This window comes from Oceanomicrobium pacificus (assembly GCF_009833495.1).
Taxonomy (GTDB): domain Bacteria; phylum Pseudomonadota; class Alphaproteobacteria; order Rhodobacterales; family Rhodobacteraceae; genus Oceanomicrobium; species Oceanomicrobium pacificus.
Window position 1 is genome coordinate 111,115 of record NZ_WUWG01000008.1, and the last position, 16,065, is coordinate 127,179.

Consider the following 16,065-nt stretch of genomic DNA (forward strand, 5'->3'; position numbering starts at 1 on the left):
TTTGCGCGCCTCTCTTACCGGCAAGGGGTGTGCAGCGCAAGATATGTGCGCCGCGACGATTGGACCTCCGGCTTGGCGGAGCGCCCGGGACGTCAGTTGGTGCGCCGGGTCGACCAAGGAAGCGGCAGGACCGGCACGCCCTCCTCGACCAGTTCGCGGGCCTCGGACGGTTTGGCCTCCCCGATGATCGGGCGGTCGGTGGCTTCCCCATGGTGGATCGCGCGGGCTTCGGCTGCGAAATTGCGGCCGACATTCTCCGCGCTTGCCTCGACCTTGGCGCGCAGCTCTGCAATTGCCTTTTCCACCGGATTTCGCGGGGCGGAGAGCATCGGAGCCGGCGACTCGTCCTTGGGCGCATCGACTGATTTGTTGCCCTTGGCCGCCACGCCGGGCGCCATGATGGCCTTCGTCACATCGGGCGAACCGCAGACCGCACAGGCAACATGGCCGGCGGCCTGCAGCCGGTCGAAATCGGCGCTGGAGCCGAACCAGCTGTCAAAAGCGTGGCCGTCGCTGCATTTCAGGGCGTAGCGGATCATTCGAGGCTCGTCGTCAAATCAGTGTCGCAATATACATATAGGCTAACGCGCTGATCGCAATGGGCGGTCGGCACCCGAGAGGAGCGCCCGGACAGGGGAATGACGGCACGATATTGGGCATTCGCACTAGCGGCTTTCTGTGCCGCGACGGTCGCCGCGGCGCTGACGGCGCTGGGCGCTCCCGCGGCGATCGTGTTCCTGCTGGTGCTGGCAATGTTCGTTCTCGCCGGTCTGGTGCTGGAGGTGGTGCTCTACCGCACGGAACCCGAAGAGGCCCCCGAAGAGCCGCCCGCGACGCTCAACGAGGCGCTGCCCGCTGGCTTCGGCCGCGCGATGCTGGAACAGATGCCGACGCCAATCCTTGTCATCTCCGGCCGCGGGCGGATCACCTATGCCAATCCGGCCGCCACGGCGACCCTGCCGCGTGTCCGGTTGGACGGGCATTTCTCCGAACTGTTCCGCGCGCCCGCCTTTGTCGAGGCCGTCACGGAAACCGCCCGCGACGGCCAGCCGCGCGATGTGGAATTCACTGTCTATCAGGACCGGGAGATGTATTTCGAGGCGCGGGCCGTCGCTCTGCCGGACGGCGGGGATCTCGGCACCGGCCAGGTGCTCGTCCAGATCGAGGACCGCACAAAGGCGCATCGCGCAGAGGCGCAGCGCCGCGATTTTCTGGCCAATGCCAGCCACGAATTGCGCACGCCGCTGGCGTCGGTGCTCGGCTATGTCGAGACGCTGATGGGCCATGCGAAGGATGATCCGGACGCGCAGGAGCGGTTTCTGGCGATCATTTACCGGCAGGGCCAGCGGATGCAGCGTCTGGTCGAGGACCTGATGTCGCTCAACCGGATCGAGATGAACGAACATATCCGGCCCGACACGCTGTGCGATCCGGTCCAGATCGGGCGCGAGGTCTGCGCGGCACTGGCCCCGCTGGCCGAGGATACCGGCGCCAGCCTGCACTGCGACCTGCCGGCGGAGGGCACGATCCTGATCGGCGATCAGGGGCAGATCTATCAGGTGATGACCAATCTGGTGTCCAACGCGCTGCGCTACGGCGGTGCCGGGGCCATGGTGCGCGTGCATCTGGCCGAAGCCGATCCGTCCTTTCCCAACATGCTTGGCATCACCGTGTCCGATACCGGTCCGGGCATCCCGCGCGACCAGCTCCACCGGTTGACCGAGCGGTTTTTCCGCGTCAGCGCCACGCAGAACCGCGACAAGGGCGGCACCGGTCTGGGGCTTGCTATCGTGAAACATATTCTTGCTCGCCACAGGGGCGAATTGCGGATCACGTCCATCCCCGGCGAAGGCAGCGATTTCACGGTCTGGCTGCCGCGGGACGATTCTGTCGCAAAACCGGGTGATTCTGCGTTGGCGGCGCGAAAACCGGCCTGATTTCAACCATCTGACCTGTCATAAAACCGTCGCTCCTTTGCAATAAAAGCGTGGCAGACGGCTCATAGGTTGCGCCCAGCACCGGTCATGCGGACCGGATGTGGAACGACCAAACCGAATACGGAGAAAACCCGTGAAATTCAGCTCGCTCACCGTTGCCGCTGTTGCCGTGACGCTCGCCGCTGGTGCCGCCCAGGCCCGCGACCAGATTCGCATCGTCGGCTCGTCTACCGTCTTCCCCTTCTCGACCGCCGTGGCCGAGCAGTTCGGCAAGACCACCGACTTCAAGACGCCTGTCGTTGAATCGACGGGGTCCGGCGGCGGCCTCAAGCTCTTCTGCGCCGGTGTCGGTGTCGAGCATCCCGACATCACCAACGCGTCCCGCCGCATGAAAAAGACCGAATTCGAAACCTGCAACGGCAACGGCGTGACCGACATCGTTGAATCGATGATCGGCTATGACGGCATCGTGGTCGCCAACGCGACCGGCGGTCCGGAATTTGCCCTGACCCGCGAACAGCTCGTCATCGCTCTGGCCGAGCAGGGCCCCAAGCCGATGATGTGGAATGAGGTTGACCCCTCGCTGCCCGCCACCAAGATCGAAGTGCTTGGCCCGCCACCCTCCTCCGGCACGCGGGACGCGTTCGAGGAACTGGTGATGGAAGAAGGCTGTGAAGGCGCCAACATCGAATGCGACGGCATCTCGATCCGTGAAGACGGCGTCTATGTCGAAGCCGGCGAGAACGACAACCTGATCGTCTCCAAGCTGACCGCAAACCCGAACGCGCTCGGCATCTTCGGCTTCTCCTTCCTCGACCAGAACGCGGACAAGCTGAAGGGCGCCACCGTGGACGGTGTCGAGCCGACCTTCGAGAATATCGCGGCCGGTGACTATCCGGTTTCGCGCTCGCTCTACTACTACATCAAGGTCGCCCATGTGGGCGTCGTTCCGGGCATTGCCGAATATGCAGGCGAGTTCGCCTCCGACGCAGCGGCCGGTGAAGAGGGCTACCTCGTCGACAAGGGTCTGATCCCGCTGACCGAGGACCTGTTCGACGCCAATGCCGATGCCATCGCGAACCTGACCGTGATGACCGGAAACGAGTGGGACTGAGCGATCTTGTGATCCTTTGGCAGGGGCGCCGCGTGGCGTCCCTGCCTGTTTTTTGAAGACCCGTCTTCCCGAGGTGCGCAGCGGCGCAGGGATGACGGAGAAGACTGGAGAGACATTGTGGCAAGCGTCACCGCACTGGTCCTGATCGGGCTCGGCATCCTCTTCTTCCTGCTGGGGCGCAACCGGGCGCTGCAAATGGCCGATGGCCGGCTGCAAAGCCTGCATTCGCGGCCCGGTTATCATGGGCTCTACCTGACGCTCGGCTCGGTCCTGACCGGGCTTGTCGTGCTCGTGGCCTTGCAGGTCGCCTGGCCCGCCGTGATCGAGAACCAGCTTCTGTCGCGCATCGCCGAGGCGCAGCCCGACCTCGCCCAGATCGAGCAGAACCTGATCCTGTCGGACGCTGTGTCCATCGCGGAAGGCAATGTGGCCTCCACCGTCGACCCGCTGCGCGAGGAAATCGCCGCAAGTTTCGCAGCCAAGGACACGCTGCGCCAGTGGACAACTCTGGTGCTTTCGGTTCTGGCGGCCCTCGCTGTCGGTTTCTACGATTTCACCCGCATCTCGCCGCAGTTCCGCGCCCGCAACCGGGCAGAGGCGATCCTGCGCACGATCCTGATGATCTGTGCAGTCATCGCGATCCTGACCACGGTCGGCATCGTGCTCAGCCTGATCTTCGAGACGCTCGGCTTCTTTGCCAAGATCGACTGGCGGATCGACAAGTTCCTGTTCGGCACCCGCTGGAGCCCGCTCTCGGGTGTTCATTCCGGAGAGATGGACCCTGACAAGGTCGGAGCGGTTCCGCTCTTTACCGGCACATTCCTCATCACGCTCATCGCGATGCTGGTCGCGGTGCCGATCGGGCTCTTCGCCGCGATCTACCTGTCGGATTTCGCCAGTCCCAAGGTGCGCAGCTGGGCCAAGCCGATGCTTGAAATCCTCGCCGGCGTGCCGACCGTGGTCTACGGCTTCTTCGCGGCGATCACCGTCGCGCCCTTCATACGCGGCACCGGCGAGGCGCTGGGCCTGTCGGTCGCGTCGGAAAGCGCACTGGCTGCCGGTGTGGTCATGGGCATCATGATCATTCCCTTCGTGTCCTCGCTGTCGGACGATGTGATCAATGCGGTGCCGCAATCGTTGCGGGACGGGTCTTACGGGCTTGGCGCGACCAAGGCGGAAACCGTGCGGCAGGTGGTGCTGCCCTCGGCCCTGCCGGGCATCGTATCGGCCGTGCTCCTGGGCATTTCCCGTGCCGTCGGCGAGACGATGATCGTGGTCATGGCCGCAGGGCAGGGCGCGAACCTGACGCTCAACCCGCTCGAAGCGGTCACGACCGTCACCGTGCAGATCGTCATGCTCATCACCGGGGATACAGAGGCCGATGTGGCCGCCGGTCCCGCGTTTACGCTGGGGTTCACGCTCTTCTGCATCACCCTTTTGCTCAACGTCGTGGCCTTGCGCATCGTGCGCAAGTATCGCGAACTCTACGACTGAGGAGGGCCAGACATGGTTGACATGACCGCCCTGTCCGACCTGCACGGCTCCGACCGCGCGGCGAAACGGATGAAGAAACGCAAGGCTGCCGAAGTGCGGCTGAAAGCCTATGGGCTGCTGGCGATCTTCCTTGCCGGGCTGGCGCTTGTCGCGCTGCTCTGGTCGGTGATCATCAAGGCGAGCTACGCGCTGACCGAACATGCGCTGACCATCGAGACCGTGCTCGATGCGGCCGAGATCGACCCTGAGGGAACCGGCGATCCGAAGGAGATCGGGCGGGCCAATTTCGACGGGTTGGTCAAGGATGTGCTGAAGGCCCGCTTCCCCGAAGCGTCCAGCCGGACCGACCGGCGGCAGCTGTACGACATTGTCAGTTCCGGCGCGCAGTTCGAGTTGCGCGAGACGGTGATGGACGACCCGGCCCTTGTGGGCCAGACCATTGCTTTCCCCTATCTGGCGAGCGATATCGCGGACCTGTACCTCAAAGGCATCTATGGCCGGATGGTGCCGACGGCCCATGCGGGCACGCTGACCGTCACGCCGGTCGATGATGGTGACCTTCTGGACATCCGGTCCGACACGCCTGATTTCGCGGGGGCGATGGAGCGCGTGCTCGACAATATGCGGACCGAGGCCGACCGGCTCCGGCGGCAGGCGGCGTTGCAGGACAATGGCGTGCGCGCCTTCGAGGACCGCCTGACACGCGTCGAGGATCCCGAGCGCCGCGCGGAACTGGAAGCGCAGGTTGCAGCCCGAAGTGCCGAGCGCGACCGGTTGCTGGCCGAGGCCGAGGCGCTCGATGCGCGCGCCGCCGATGGCGGGAGCGAGGAAGAGCTGACCAATGCAGATCCGTCGGTCCTCTTGAGGCTCGCCGGCGGCTGGGCGAAGATGGTGACGCTGTCCCCCAACGGCGGGCAGGCCGAGGTCATCATGGCGCTCGAAGACGGCACGCGTTTCGCCCCCGAGGCCTGGGAGTTGCGGATCTTCGATGTGCCGGAACTGGCGCGCAAAGTGTCCGACAAGCAGGCCGTCTGGATCGAGGTCCTGCGCGAGGATGGCAGCGTTGCCTCCAACTTCAACAGCCGCTTCTTCACCGACAGCGACAGCCGCGAGCCGGAACTGGCCGGTCTCTGGGGGGCGATTGTCGGCTCGTTCTGGACGATGCTCGTCACCTTCTGCCTTGCTTTCCCGATCGGCGTGGGGGCGGCCATCTATCTGGAGGAATTCGCGCCGAAGAACCGGCTGACCGACTTTGTCGAGGTGAACATCAACAATCTGGCTGCCGTGCCGTCGATCGTCTTCGGCCTGCTGGGCCTTGCGGTTTTCATCGGCTTTTTCGGGGTGCCGCGCTCCTCGCCGCTGGTCGGAGGGATCGTGCTGGCCCTGATGACCTTGCCCACGGTCATCATCGCGTCGCGCGCCGCGATCCGTGCCGTGCCGCCGTCGATCCGCGATGCCGCGCTCGGGCTCGGCGCGTCGAAACTGCAGACCTCGACCCACCATGTGTTCCCGCTGGCGATGCCCGGCATCCTGACCGGCACCATCATCGGCATGGCGCAGGCGCTGGGCGAGACCGCGCCGCTCATCATGATCGGGATGGTGGCCTTCATCGTCGATGTGCCGGGTGGCATCACCGAAAGCGCCACTGTGCTGCCGGTGCAGGTTTTCCGCTGGGCAGATTTCCCTGAACGGGCCTTCGAGGCGCGCACCTCGCTCGCGATTTGCGTCCTCCTTCTATTCCTTGTCATCATGAACGCCCTGGCCGTCTTCCTGCGGAAGCGGTTCGAGCGGCGCTGGTGAAGCGATGAAAGCGAACGATATGACAAACATGCGTATGACCGACGCCCAGACCCAGAAGCGCGAGATCAAGATCGCGGCGCGCGACGTGGACGTGTTCTACGGCGACACCCACGCGATCAAGAATGTCTCGGTCGATATTGCCGACAATATGGTCACGGCCTTCATCGGTCCGTCGGGTTGTGGCAAATCCACCTTCCTGCGCTGTCTCAACCGGATGAATGACACGATCGACATTGCCCGGATCGAGGGCCGGATCGAGATCGACGGCGAGGATATCTACGCCGCGGCCGTTGATCCGGTCCTGTTGCGCGCGCGGGTCGGCATGGTGTTCCAGAAACCCAACCCGTTCCCGAAATCGATCTATGACAATGTGGCCTACGGTCCGCGCATCCACGGGCTGGTGAACAACAAGGCTGAACTGGATGATGTGGTGGAACAGTCGCTGCGCCGCGCGGCCATGTGGGACGAGGTGAAGGACCGGCTCGACCAGCCCGGCACCGGCCTGTCCGGCGGCCAGCAGCAGCGCCTGTGCATCGCGCGGGCCATCGCAACCGCCCCCGAGGTCCTGCTGATGGACGAGCCCTGTTCGGCGCTCGACCCGATTGCGACCGCGCAGATCGAGGAACTGATCGACGAGTTGCGCAGCAACTATTCCGTGGTGATCGTCACCCATTCGATGCAGCAGGCCGCCCGCGTGTCGCAGCGCACGGCGTTTTTCCATCTCGGCACTCTGGTCGAATATGGCGAGACGACCCAGATCTTCACCAATCCAGAGGATCAGCGCACGCAGGATTACATTACCGGCCGCTTCGGCTGACCGGCAGAGCAGAAGGAACCCGAACAATGGGACCGCATATCGTATCGGCATTTGACGACGATCTGATCGCCGTGCAGGCCAAGATTTCGGAAATGGGCGGATTGGCCGAGGAGCTTCTGTCCAATGCGCTCGACGCGGTGGAAACCCGCGACGCGGAACTTGCCCAGCAGGTGGTCGAACAGGACCGCCGGCTGAACCGGCTGGAAATGGAGCTCGAAGAGCTTGCGACGCAGGTGATCGCGCTGCGCCAGCCGATGGCGCAGGACCTGCGCGTGTTGCTGGCCGCGATCAAGACCGGCTCGACGCTGGAGCGGATCGGCGATCTGTCGAAGAACATCGCGCGGCGGGCGATCTATCTGTCGAAATCCCGGCCCGTTCAATTGTCGTCCTCGATCGTGCGGATGGGCCAGATGACGCTCGGCGCACTGACCGAGATCCTCGATGCGCACACGTCACGCGACACGGAACTGGCCGTGGCCATCTGGCGCCGTGATCAGGAGATCGACGAGGTCTACAACGCGATTTTCCGCGAGGTCGTGACCTACATGATGGACGACAATCGCACCATCGGGCTCGGCTCGCAGCTTCTTTTCATTGCGAAGAACCTGGAACGGATCGGCGATCTGACCACCCATATCGCGGAAAATATCTATTATATCGAGCAGGGCGAACCGCTCAGTGACGACCGGCCGAAAGGGGATCCGATCGGCCTGGATATCGGCATCTGACCGCGGTCAAGGAGGACGGAGACATGTGTGCCAAGGTCTTGGTGGTCGAGGATGAAGAGGCGCTGAGCCAGCTTCTGGCCTACAATCTGCGCAAGGAAGGGTTTGATGTCGCCATCTCCGAGGACGGGGACGAGGCGTTGATCGCGCTGGACGAGGAAAAACCCGATCTGGTTCTGCTCGACTGGATGCTGCCGAACCAGTCGGGCATCGAGATCTGCCGCCAGATGCGCGCGCGGGCGGAGACGCGGGAACTGCCGGTCATCATGCTCACCGCGCGGGGCGAGGAAGACGACCGTATCCGCGGGCTCGACGTGGGGGCGGATGACTATGTCACCAAGCCCTTTTCCATGTCCGAACTGGTGGCCCGCGTGAAAGCGGTCCTGCGTCGCGCCAGCCCGACACTGGCCGGCAATGTGGCGACCTTCCGTGACATCACGCTCGACCGCGAGACCTGCCGCGTGCACCGGGGCAACAGGGAGGTCCGGCTCGGGCCAACCGAATTCCGGCTCCTTGACGTGCTGATGCAGCGGCCGGGGCGGGTCTTCAGCCGCGAGCAGTTGCTCGACCGGGTCTGGGGCAAGGATGTCTATGTCGAGATCCGCACCGTCGACGTGCATGTCGGGCGGTTGCGCAAATCGCTCAACAGCCGCGGCGAGGCAGACCCGATCCGGACGGTGCGCTCGAGCGGCTACGCGCTCGACGAGACCTATCTGACCAACTGACGCCGGTCAGGCCGCGCGGTCCAACGCGCTCGGTTGGGTGGCACGCGCAGCTGCGGTCTCTCGCGTCCGGTCTGCGGTGCGCGGCCGCGTCCGGCCAATAAGATATCCGGCAATCCCCCAAGCAAGGTTGCAAAGGATGAATAGGGCGACGATCAGGCTGTTGGGCATCGGGGGTCTTTACTCTACAGGTCAGGCATACATCACCGCAGGCCGGCGCGCGGCCAAATCGTGGGCGGTCGTGATACGGGGAGTGGATGGGGGCAGCGCGTCTGTCAGCGGTGCAGGTCTTCAGTCTCGGGATACTCTGTCGGTCGTTACTTGGTCCGGCTGCACTTTAGGTTGCGCCTTCACCGGGTTCAACCAGTCATGGAAGCCGTCACCCTTTGGCGGGCACGAAAAAAGCCCGCCACTTTTCGGGGCGGGCTTCAATCTGTCGGCCAGGGGCCTGTTCAGCGGCTGCCGGAGCGCCGGTCGCGGCGCGAGGACATCGGCTGGAACGCCACGGCGACATGGGCCTCGCAATAGGGTTTGCCGGGCTGGGCGGGATGGCCGCAGAACCAGAAATCCTCGGTCGCGGGGTCGCCGATGGGCCATTTGCAGGTCCGCTCGGTCAGTTGCATGAGCGTCAGGCGCTTGGCCTTCTTCTCGATCTCGACCAGATTGGCGCGGGCTTCCTCGCTGATCTCCGACTGCGCGGGCTGCGGCGGCAGCGGCTGGCCGGCGGTGATCACGGGGCGCGGGCGCGGCGCGTCCTTGGCCGGCGCGGGCTTTGCCGCGGGCGCGGCGGCGGCGGCAGGTGCTTCTTTCGCGGGCTGCGGTGCGGGCGCCTTTTCCTTCGGCGCGGGCTTGGCGGCCTTGGCCGGTTCCTTGGCGGTCGGTTTCGATGCCGGCGCGCTGGCGCGGTTCGACAGGCCGAGGCGGTGCACCTTGCCGATCACGGCATTGCGGGTGACGCCGCCCAGTTCCTTGGCGATCTGGCTGGCGCTCTTGCCTTCGCCCCACATGGTTTTGAGCATTTCGACGCGTTCGTCGGTCCAGGACATTTGGATACCACCATAGCAATGGGGGCCGCGCGGCCCCCGGACAATCTGCGCGGCCCGTGGTGGAGCCGGCGGTCCGGCGTCCGGCCCGGGCGGGCGCGGTTCTTGCCTATTGTAACCCCTGACGGGGGAGTTACAAGGTCACGGGCGGTCAAGGAGGCGATCAGTGGAGCAAAATGTGACAGCGGAACGCAGCCCGTCGACGCTTGCGACCATGGGCGAACGGCGCTTTGGTCGCGTCAACTGGCTTGGCACGGCGACGCTGACGCGGCGCGAAATTGCCCGTTTCCTGAATGTCTGGACCCAGACCGTTCTGGCGCCGATCATCACGGCGGCGCTTTTCCTTGGTGTCTTTACTGTTGCGTTTGCCGCGCGGCGCGGGGAGGTGGACGGCCTGCCGTTCGCGCATTTCCTCGCGCCGGGCATCGTCATGATGGCCGTCATCCAGAACGCGTTTGCCAACACGTCGAGTTCGCTTCTGGTCTCGAAAATCCAGCGCAACATTGTCGACACGCTGATGCCGCCCTTGTCGGCCGGCGAACTGGTTTTCGGATACGTGACCGGCGGGATCGCCCGCGGACTGCTGGTTGCGCTCGCGATCACGGTTGCCGTCTTTCCGGTGCTGGGGCTTGGCATAGCCCATCCGCTCTGGGCGCTGGCCTTCGTGCTGACAGGCTCGGCCAGCCTCGCGCTTCTGGGGCTGATTGCGGCGACGCTTGCGGAGAAATTCGACCAGATGGCGCTGATCACGAATTTCGTCGTGACCCCGCTCAGTTTCCTGTCGGGCACCTTCTATTCGATCACTGTCCTGCCCGCACCGCTGGAACTGCTCAGCCGTTTCAATCCGGTCTTCTACCTGATCGACGGGTTCCGCTACGGCGTGCTCGGCACGTCGGACGCCGATCCGCGGCTCGGGCTGGCCGTGTCGCTGGCCGTGGTCGTGGCGCTCTGGCTGCTTGTCTGGTCCTGGTTCCGCCGCGGCTACAAGCTGAAAGCCTGACCGCCCGTCCGATTGACTTTGACCTGCCGTTGCGGCAAGGGAGGGCCTGCTCCGCAAGCCGCCGCATTGCGGAGTGTTTTCTTTTCCGCGGCACAGATTCCCAAGGAGGAACAGACGTGATTTCGCCCGTATTGCCAACCTATGCGCGGGCACCGCTTTCATTCGTGAAAGGTCAGGGCCCATGGCTGGAGACCGAGACCGGGGAGCGCTACATGGACTTCGGGGCCGGCATTGCCGTGACCGCGCTGGGCCATGCGAACCCCGTGCTCATCGCCGCGCTGGAGGACCAGGCCCGACGTCTGTGGCACACGTCCAACCTCTATGAAATTCCGCGCCAGAAGGAACTGGCCGCCAAACTCGTCGATGCAAGTTTCGCGGACACGGTCTTCATGACCAATTCGGGCACAGAGGCGATGGAATGCGCGGTGAAGATGGCGCGGAAATATTTCTCCGCCACCGGCCAGCCCGAGCGCGTGCGCATCATCACCTTCGAGGGGGCGTTCCATGGCCGGACGCTCGGGATGATCTCTGCCTCGGGCAGCGAGAAGATGACAGCCGGATTCGGGCCGATGCTGCCAGGCTTCGATACCGTGCCGTTCGGAGACATGGAGGCCGTCATCGCCGCCACCGGCGACGAGACCGCAGCGATCATCGTGGAGCCCGTGCAGGGCGAGGGCGGCATCCGTCCGGCATCGCCGGAGTTCCTGCGCGCCCTGCGGGCCCATTGCGATGCGAACGGGCTGTTGCTCGTCATGGACGAGATCCAGTGCGGCATGGGCCGGACCGGCAAGCTCTTTGCCCATGAATGGGCCGGTGTGGCGCCGGACATCATGGCCGTGGCCAAGGGGATCGGCGGCGGCTTCCCGCTCGGCGCCTGCCTTGCGACCGAAGAGGCGGCGCAGGGCATGGTGGCCGGCACGCATGGCTCCACCTATGGCGGCAACCCGCTCGCCTGTGCGGTCGGTTGCGCCGTGATGGACGCCCTGACGGCGCCGGGCTTCATGGAGGAGGTCCAGACGCGCGGCAGCCAGTTGCGGCAAGGGCTGGAGAGCCTCGCCGCGCGGTTCCCCGATCTGATCGAGGGCGTGCGCGGCATCGGCCTGATGATGGGTGTGAAATGCAAGGCACCCAACGCGGAGCTGGTGGGCGAAGGCTATGCCGCCCATCTGCTGACCGTGCCTGCGGCCGACAATATCGTCCGCGTCCTGCCGCCGCTCAACATCACGGCGGAAGAACTGGCCGAAGGGCTCGGCAGGCTGGAGACAGCGCTCGGTACCTGGCAGAAGAAGACGGGGAGTGCAGGGGCATGACGCGGCATTTTCTTGATATCAACCGGACCGCGACTGCCGATCTGGAGCAGATGATTGCCGAAGCGCGGCGCATCAAGGACGCCCGCGCCGGCCTGCCGAAGGGCACGCGCGACGCCGAGGCGGTGCTCGACGGTCATGTCGTCGCGCTCATCTTCGAGAAACCGTCCACCCGGACCCGCGTCTCCTTCGATGTGGGTGTGCGCCAGATGGGCGGGCAGACGCTCGTGCTCTCTGGCGCGGACATGCAGCTTGGTCATGGCGAGACGATCGCCGACACGGCGCGCGTCCTGTCGCGCTATGTCGATCTGATCATGATCCGGACTTTCGAGGAGCAGACGCTTCTGGAACTGGCTGAGCATGCGACCGTGCCGGTCATTAACGGGCTGACCAACCGCAGCCATCCCTGCCAGATCATGGCCGATATCCTGACCTATGAAGAGCATCGCGGGCCGATCCGGGGGCGCAAGGTCGTCTGGTCGGGCGACGGCAACAATGTCTGCGCGAGTTTCCTGCACGCGGCCGGCCAGTTCGGCTTCGATTTCACCTTCACCGGCCCCGAGACGCTCGATCCGGAGGCGGAGTTCGTCCGCGCGGCGCGCGCGCAGGGCGTGACGGTGGAGATCGAGCGCGACGCGCTGAAAGCCGTCGAAGGCGCCGATCTGATCGTCACCGACACATGGGTATCCATGCATGATCCGCAGTCGGCGCGCGAACGGCGCCACAATCAGCTGCGCCCCTATCAGGTCAATGAAGAACTGATGGCGGCCGCCAACCCGGACGCGCTATTCATGCATTGCCTGCCCGCGCATCGCGACGAAGAGGCGACATCCGCCGTCATGGACGGGCCGCAGAGCGTGATCTTCGACGAGGCCGAAAACCGGCTGCATGCGCAGAAGGCGATCATGCGCTGGTGCCTCGGCCACTGAACGATGTGGCCAGTTTGAATGATACGGCCGGGCGGCGCTTGCCGTCCGGCCGTTTTCCGTCTCAGCGCCCGTACATGTCGGTGGTGAAGATGTAATCTTCCCCCGGCGCACCGGCATGGCAGGCAATGCAGCCCGTATCTTCTCCGGCCGCGACACGGCCCGCCTGCGCGGTGCCGTCCGGCGCCTTGTCGAGCGTGCCGTCGGGTAGGAACTTGGCGTAGAACCAGTTTCCATTGTCCGGGTCATATCCCGGCGCATTGCGGAACATGATGGTGATGGCGCCCAGATGCCCCTCGAAATCATTGGCGACGGCCTCGATCCCAATGCCCTCCGGCCCGTAGTTGCGCTTGATCACAAGCGCATCGCGATGGCCGTTGATCTCCGCGCGGTCGTAAAAGGTTTCGAGCACCAGACCGTGCGGCTCCAGCCCCTCATAGGGAAAGGCATGAATCTGGTCTGGTCCGGCGAGCCGGTTGGCGATGAGATAGGCCCAGATCTCCGCTGCGAGTGCGGTATCGTCTGGTAGCCCATAGGCGGGGGACTGGGCCTTTGCGCTTGTCGTCGGAACGGCGAGGCAGGCCGCAAGCACGAGGGCTGTGGCCCGTGATGGGTGGATCGGCATGGTCCCCTCCGGATGTGGCGGTGATGTGGACCACCAGTGTGCCGCAAATCCGCTCACCGCCGGACCACTTCCGCTCACAAGGGCGGGAGGATCACCGGTCGGACGGGTGGTTGACGCCGTCTTCCCATGGAATCTCGCCAAGCTCGGACGGGTTCACCCCCTCGATACAGGCGACATTGACGCCATATTCGGTCGGGTCGGACCGGCGGCGATGGTGGGTATAGATCCCGCAGGTGCCGCAGAAATGATGCTGCGCCGTATGGGTGCCGAACGTGTAGAGCTTCAACGTGTCGCCCCGGATCACGTCGAGCCCTGCCAGCTTGACCGAAGCCACGACCGCGCCGCGCCGGCGGCAGAAGGAACAGTCGCAACGCCGCAACCGGTCGAGACCGTGGGGCAGGTCGAGCCGCAACTCGACCGCGCCGCAATGGCAGCGCGCGGTGACGCGCCGGCCGCGCAGGTCAGGCACCGGCAAAGCGGGCTTCCAACTCAGTGCGGCGGTCATCGTCGATCTTGGCGAAGAGCACGTCGGGCACAGTGAACGCATGGCCCGCAGGCAGAGCGGTCAGCGCCGCGTCAAGATCCTCGGGCCAGGCCGCGTCGCTGGCGCGCAGCGCCTCAAGAATCCTGTCGGACGCGTCGGGAATGAAGGGCGCGGACAGAACCGCATAGAGCCGCGCAAGGTTGAGCGCGAACCGCGTGGTGGCCGCGGCTTCCTCGGGATCGGTCTTGAAGGCGGCCCATGGCGCGGCCGCTTGCAGATACTCGTTGCCGGCAACCCAGATGGCACGCAGATCCTGCGCCGCCTTGCGCAATTCGATCGCTTCCATATTGGCCTCGTAGCTTTTCAGCCGCTTGGCAATCTCGGCCGTCACCTCGGCCTCTCGCGGACCTGCCGCGCCGCCCTCGGGCACCTGCTCGCCGAATTTCGAGCGGCAGAACTTGGTCACGCGGCTGACGAAATTGCCGAGCACGTCGGCCAGGTCCTTGTTGACGCCAGCCTGGAAGCTTTCCCAAGTGAAGTCGCTGTCATTGCTTTCCGGCGCGTTCGACAGGAGCCACCAGCGCCAATAGTCGCTCGGCAGGATGTCGAGCGCCTGGTTCATGAAGACACCGCGGCCCTGGCTGGTGGAAAACTTGCCGCCCTCGTAGAGCAGCCAGTTGAAGCCCTTGATATAGTCGACAAGCTTCCACGGCTCGTCCGACCCCATGATGGTGGTCGGGAAGGACAGCGTGTGGAAGGGGATATTGTCTTTCGCCATGAACTGGACATAGCGCACCTCGTCCGCACCCTTGTCGGTGCGCCACCAGCGTTCCCAAGCGTCGTCACCCTGACCGGTCGCGTCGGCCCATTCGGCGGTGGCCGCGATATATTCGATCGGCGCGTCGAACCAGACATAGAAGACCTTGCCGTCCATGCCCGGCCAGTCGGCATCGCCCTTGCGCACCGGGATGCCCCAGTCGAGGTCGCGGGTGATGCCGCGATCCTGCAACCCGTCGCCGTCATTAAGCCATTTCTTGGCAATCGAGGTGGTCAGAACCGGCCAGTCTGTCTTGCTGTCGATCCATGCCTCCAGCCGGTCGCGCATCTGGCTCTGGCGCAGATAGAGATGTTTGGTCTCCCGCACTTCCAGATCGGTCGAGCCGGAAATGGCCGAGCGCGGGTCGATCAGGTCGGTCGGGTCGAGCTGCTTGGTGCAGTTCTCGCACTGGTCGCCGCGGGCGTTTTCATATCCGCAATTGGGGCAGGTGCCCTCGATATAGCGGTCCGGCAGGTAGCGCCCGTCGGCATTGGAATAGACCTGTTTCTCCATCACCTCGTCGATCAGACCGGCCTCGGCCAGACGGCCCGCGAAATGCTGGGTCAGGTGATGGTTGCGCGCCGAGGAGGAGCGGCCGAAATGGTCGAAGCTGAGCCGGAACCCGTCCGCGATATCCTTCTGCACCTGCCACATCTCGGCGCAGAATTCGTCCACGGGTTTCCCGGCTTTTGCGGCCGCCAGTTCTGCGGGCGTGCCATGTTCGTCGGTGGCGCAGATCAGGAGCACCTCGTGCCCGCGGGCGCGCATGTAGCGGGCATAGGCGTCCGACGGCAGCTGCGATCCGACAAGATTGCCCAGATGCTTGATGCCGTTGATATAGGGCAGGGCCGAGGTGATGAGGATACGCGACATGAGGTTCTGCTCCGGCTGGTTCGCGGGTGGATTAGCCTATTGTCCGGACCGGGGAAAGACCGCCGGTGGCCATTTATACGCTGCTTCCGCACCGCGGTGACCGGAAATGCCCCCGGATGGCCCTTTTCCCCGCGGTTTCCCACTTGAGTTTTGAATCGATTGTGACTAGGTGGTCGCCGTGAAAAAGCCGGGACCAAGGGGGTCCGGTCAAGCCAGAGGAATGTGAAGCGATGGCAAAGGAAAAGTTTGAGCGAACGAAGCCGCATGTGAACGTTGGCACGATCGGTCACGTTGACCACGGGAAGACGACGCTGACGGCTGCGATCACGAAGCAGTTCGGCGACTTCAAGGCCTATGACGAGATCGACGGCGCACCGGAAG

At 64.6% G+C, this 16,065-nt stretch carries 16 protein-coding genes; 11 read left to right on the forward strand and 5 right to left on the reverse strand.

The window, feature by feature from the left end:
• Nucleotides 1-92: 92 nt before the first annotated feature.
• On the reverse strand, nt 93-539 hold the full coding sequence (locus tag GSH16_RS15535; RefSeq protein ID WP_160856532.1) for a DUF1178 family protein: 447 nt from the start codon (nt 537-539) through the stop codon (nt 93-95).
• Nucleotides 540-638: 99 nt separating this feature from the next.
• Between GSH16_RS15535 and GSH16_RS15540 the strand changes: the two genes are divergently transcribed.
• The 7 genes from GSH16_RS15540 to phoB all read left to right on the forward strand — a co-directional run bounded on the left by GSH16_RS15540 (nt 639) and on the right by phoB (nt 8,612).
• Nucleotides 639-1,937, forward strand: coding sequence for a sensor histidine kinase (locus tag GSH16_RS15540; RefSeq protein WP_160856533.1), 1,299 nt, complete (start codon nt 639-641; stop codon nt 1,935-1,937).
• 133 nt (nt 1,938-2,070) lie between these two features.
• Complete coding sequence (locus tag GSH16_RS15545; RefSeq protein ID WP_160856534.1) at nt 2,071-3,051, forward strand: substrate-binding domain-containing protein; 981 nt, start codon at nt 2,071-2,073, stop codon at nt 3,049-3,051.
• A gap of 117 nt (nt 3,052-3,168) precedes the next feature.
• Nucleotides 3,169-4,545 carry a phosphate ABC transporter permease subunit PstC gene (gene pstC, locus GSH16_RS15550; protein ID WP_160856535.1) on the forward strand — a complete coding sequence of 459 codons (1,377 nt, stop codon included), beginning with the start codon at nt 3,169-3,171 and terminating at the stop codon, nt 4,543-4,545.
• Nucleotides 4,546-4,557: 12 nt separating this feature from the next.
• Nucleotides 4,558-6,345 (forward strand): phosphate ABC transporter permease PstA, encoded by a 1,788-nt coding sequence (gene pstA, locus GSH16_RS16110; protein ID WP_160856536.1) that lies wholly within the window; start codon nt 4,558-4,560, stop codon nt 6,343-6,345.
• A 19-nt stretch (nt 6,346-6,364) separates the two neighbouring features.
• Nucleotides 6,365-7,162, forward strand: a complete 798-nt coding sequence (pstB, locus tag GSH16_RS15560) for a phosphate ABC transporter ATP-binding protein PstB (RefSeq protein ID WP_160856537.1) — start codon at nt 6,365-6,367, stop codon at nt 7,160-7,162.
• A 26-nt stretch (nt 7,163-7,188) separates the two neighbouring features.
• Nucleotides 7,189-7,890 carry a phosphate signaling complex protein PhoU gene (phoU, locus tag GSH16_RS15565; protein ID WP_160856538.1) on the forward strand — a complete coding sequence of 234 codons (702 nt, stop codon included), beginning with the start codon at nt 7,189-7,191 and terminating at the stop codon, nt 7,888-7,890.
• 23 nt (nt 7,891-7,913) lie between these two features.
• Nucleotides 7,914-8,612, forward strand: a complete 699-nt coding sequence (gene phoB, locus GSH16_RS15570) for a phosphate regulon transcriptional regulator PhoB (RefSeq protein WP_160856539.1) — start codon at nt 7,914-7,916, stop codon at nt 8,610-8,612.
• A gap of 449 nt (nt 8,613-9,061) precedes the next feature.
• On the opposite strand, the gene GSH16_RS15575 is transcribed toward phoB, so the two are convergent.
• On the reverse strand, nt 9,062-9,655 hold the full coding sequence (locus GSH16_RS15575) for a GcrA family cell cycle regulator (protein WP_160856540.1): 594 nt from the start codon (nt 9,653-9,655) through the stop codon (nt 9,062-9,064).
• 211 nt (nt 9,656-9,866) lie between these two features.
• On the opposite strand from GSH16_RS15575, the gene GSH16_RS15580 reads away from it, so the two are divergent.
• The 3 genes from GSH16_RS15580 to argF all read left to right on the forward strand — a co-directional run bounded on the left by GSH16_RS15580 (nt 9,867) and on the right by argF (nt 12,888).
• Entirely contained in the window at nt 9,867-10,652 is a 786-nt protein-coding gene (locus GSH16_RS15580) for an ABC transporter permease (RefSeq protein ID WP_160856553.1), read from the forward strand.
• A gap of 116 nt (nt 10,653-10,768) precedes the next feature.
• A complete protein-coding gene (locus GSH16_RS15585) occupies nt 10,769-11,962 on the forward strand; it encodes an aspartate aminotransferase family protein (RefSeq protein ID WP_160856541.1) in 1,194 nt (397 codons plus the stop codon).
• The gene (gene argF, locus GSH16_RS15590) at nt 11,959-12,888 is read left to right on the forward strand and encodes an ornithine carbamoyltransferase (protein WP_160856542.1); all 930 of its coding nucleotides are present in this window, start codon (nt 11,959-11,961) and stop codon (nt 12,886-12,888) included. Before GSH16_RS15585 ends, argF begins: the two co-directional genes overlap by 4 nt.
• Nucleotides 12,889-12,949: 61 nt before the next feature.
• On the opposite strand, the gene GSH16_RS15595 is transcribed toward argF, so the two are convergent.
• From GSH16_RS15595 to metG, 3 genes are all read right to left on the reverse strand, one after another.
• The gene (locus GSH16_RS15595) at nt 12,950-13,510 is read right to left on the reverse strand and encodes a cytochrome P460 family protein (protein WP_160856543.1); all 561 of its coding nucleotides are present in this window, start codon (nt 13,508-13,510) and stop codon (nt 12,950-12,952) included.
• A 91-nt stretch (nt 13,511-13,601) separates the two neighbouring features.
• A complete protein-coding gene (locus GSH16_RS15600) occupies nt 13,602-14,015 on the reverse strand; it encodes a GFA family protein (protein WP_160856544.1) in 414 nt (137 codons plus the stop codon).
• Entirely contained in the window at nt 13,972-15,684 is a 1,713-nt protein-coding gene (metG, locus tag GSH16_RS15605) for a methionine--tRNA ligase (protein ID WP_160856545.1), read from the reverse strand. Before metG ends, GSH16_RS15600 begins: the two co-directional genes overlap by 44 nt.
• 230 nt (nt 15,685-15,914) lie before the next feature.
• On the opposite strand from metG, the gene GSH16_RS15610 reads away from it, so the two are divergent.
• Nucleotides 15,915-16,065: GTP-binding protein (locus GSH16_RS15610; RefSeq protein WP_235913272.1), on the forward strand; the 151-nt coding region annotated here is incomplete at its 3' end.

Excerpts from the sequence above, each read along its gene's own strand:
- argF (WP_160856542.1), top strand. The coding sequence starts at position 11,959 with ATGACGCGGCATTTTCTTGATATCAACCGGACCGCGACTGCCGATCTG.
- phoU (WP_160856538.1), top strand. The coding sequence starts at position 7,189 with ATGGGACCGCATATCGTATCGGCATTTGACGACGATCTGATCGCCGTG.
- pstA (WP_160856536.1), top strand. The coding sequence starts at position 4,558 with ATGGTTGACATGACCGCCCTGTCCGACCTGCACGGCTCCGACCGCGCG.
- phoB (WP_160856539.1), top strand. The coding sequence starts at position 7,914 with ATGTGTGCCAAGGTCTTGGTGGTCGAGGATGAAGAGGCGCTGAGCCAG.
- GSH16_RS15540 (WP_160856533.1), top strand. The coding sequence starts at position 639 with ATGACGGCACGATATTGGGCATTCGCACTAGCGGCTTTCTGTGCCGCG.
- GSH16_RS15575 (WP_160856540.1), bottom strand. The coding sequence starts at position 9,655 with ATGTCCTGGACCGACGAACGCGTCGAAATGCTCAAAACCATGTGGGGC.
- GSH16_RS15580 (WP_160856553.1), top strand. The coding sequence starts at position 9,867 with ATGGGCGAACGGCGCTTTGGTCGCGTCAACTGGCTTGGCACGGCGACG.
- metG (WP_160856545.1), bottom strand. The coding sequence starts at position 15,684 with ATGTCGCGTATCCTCATCACCTCGGCCCTGCCCTATATCAACGGCATC.
- pstB (WP_160856537.1), top strand. The coding sequence starts at position 6,365 with ATGACAAACATGCGTATGACCGACGCCCAGACCCAGAAGCGCGAGATC.
- GSH16_RS15600 (WP_160856544.1), bottom strand. The coding sequence starts at position 14,015 with ATGACCGCCGCACTGAGTTGGAAGCCCGCTTTGCCGGTGCCTGACCTG.
- GSH16_RS15535 (WP_160856532.1), bottom strand. The coding sequence starts at position 539 with ATGATCCGCTACGCCCTGAAATGCAGCGACGGCCACGCTTTTGACAGC.
- GSH16_RS15595 (WP_160856543.1), bottom strand. The coding sequence starts at position 13,510 with ATGCCGATCCACCCATCACGGGCCACAGCCCTCGTGCTTGCGGCCTGC.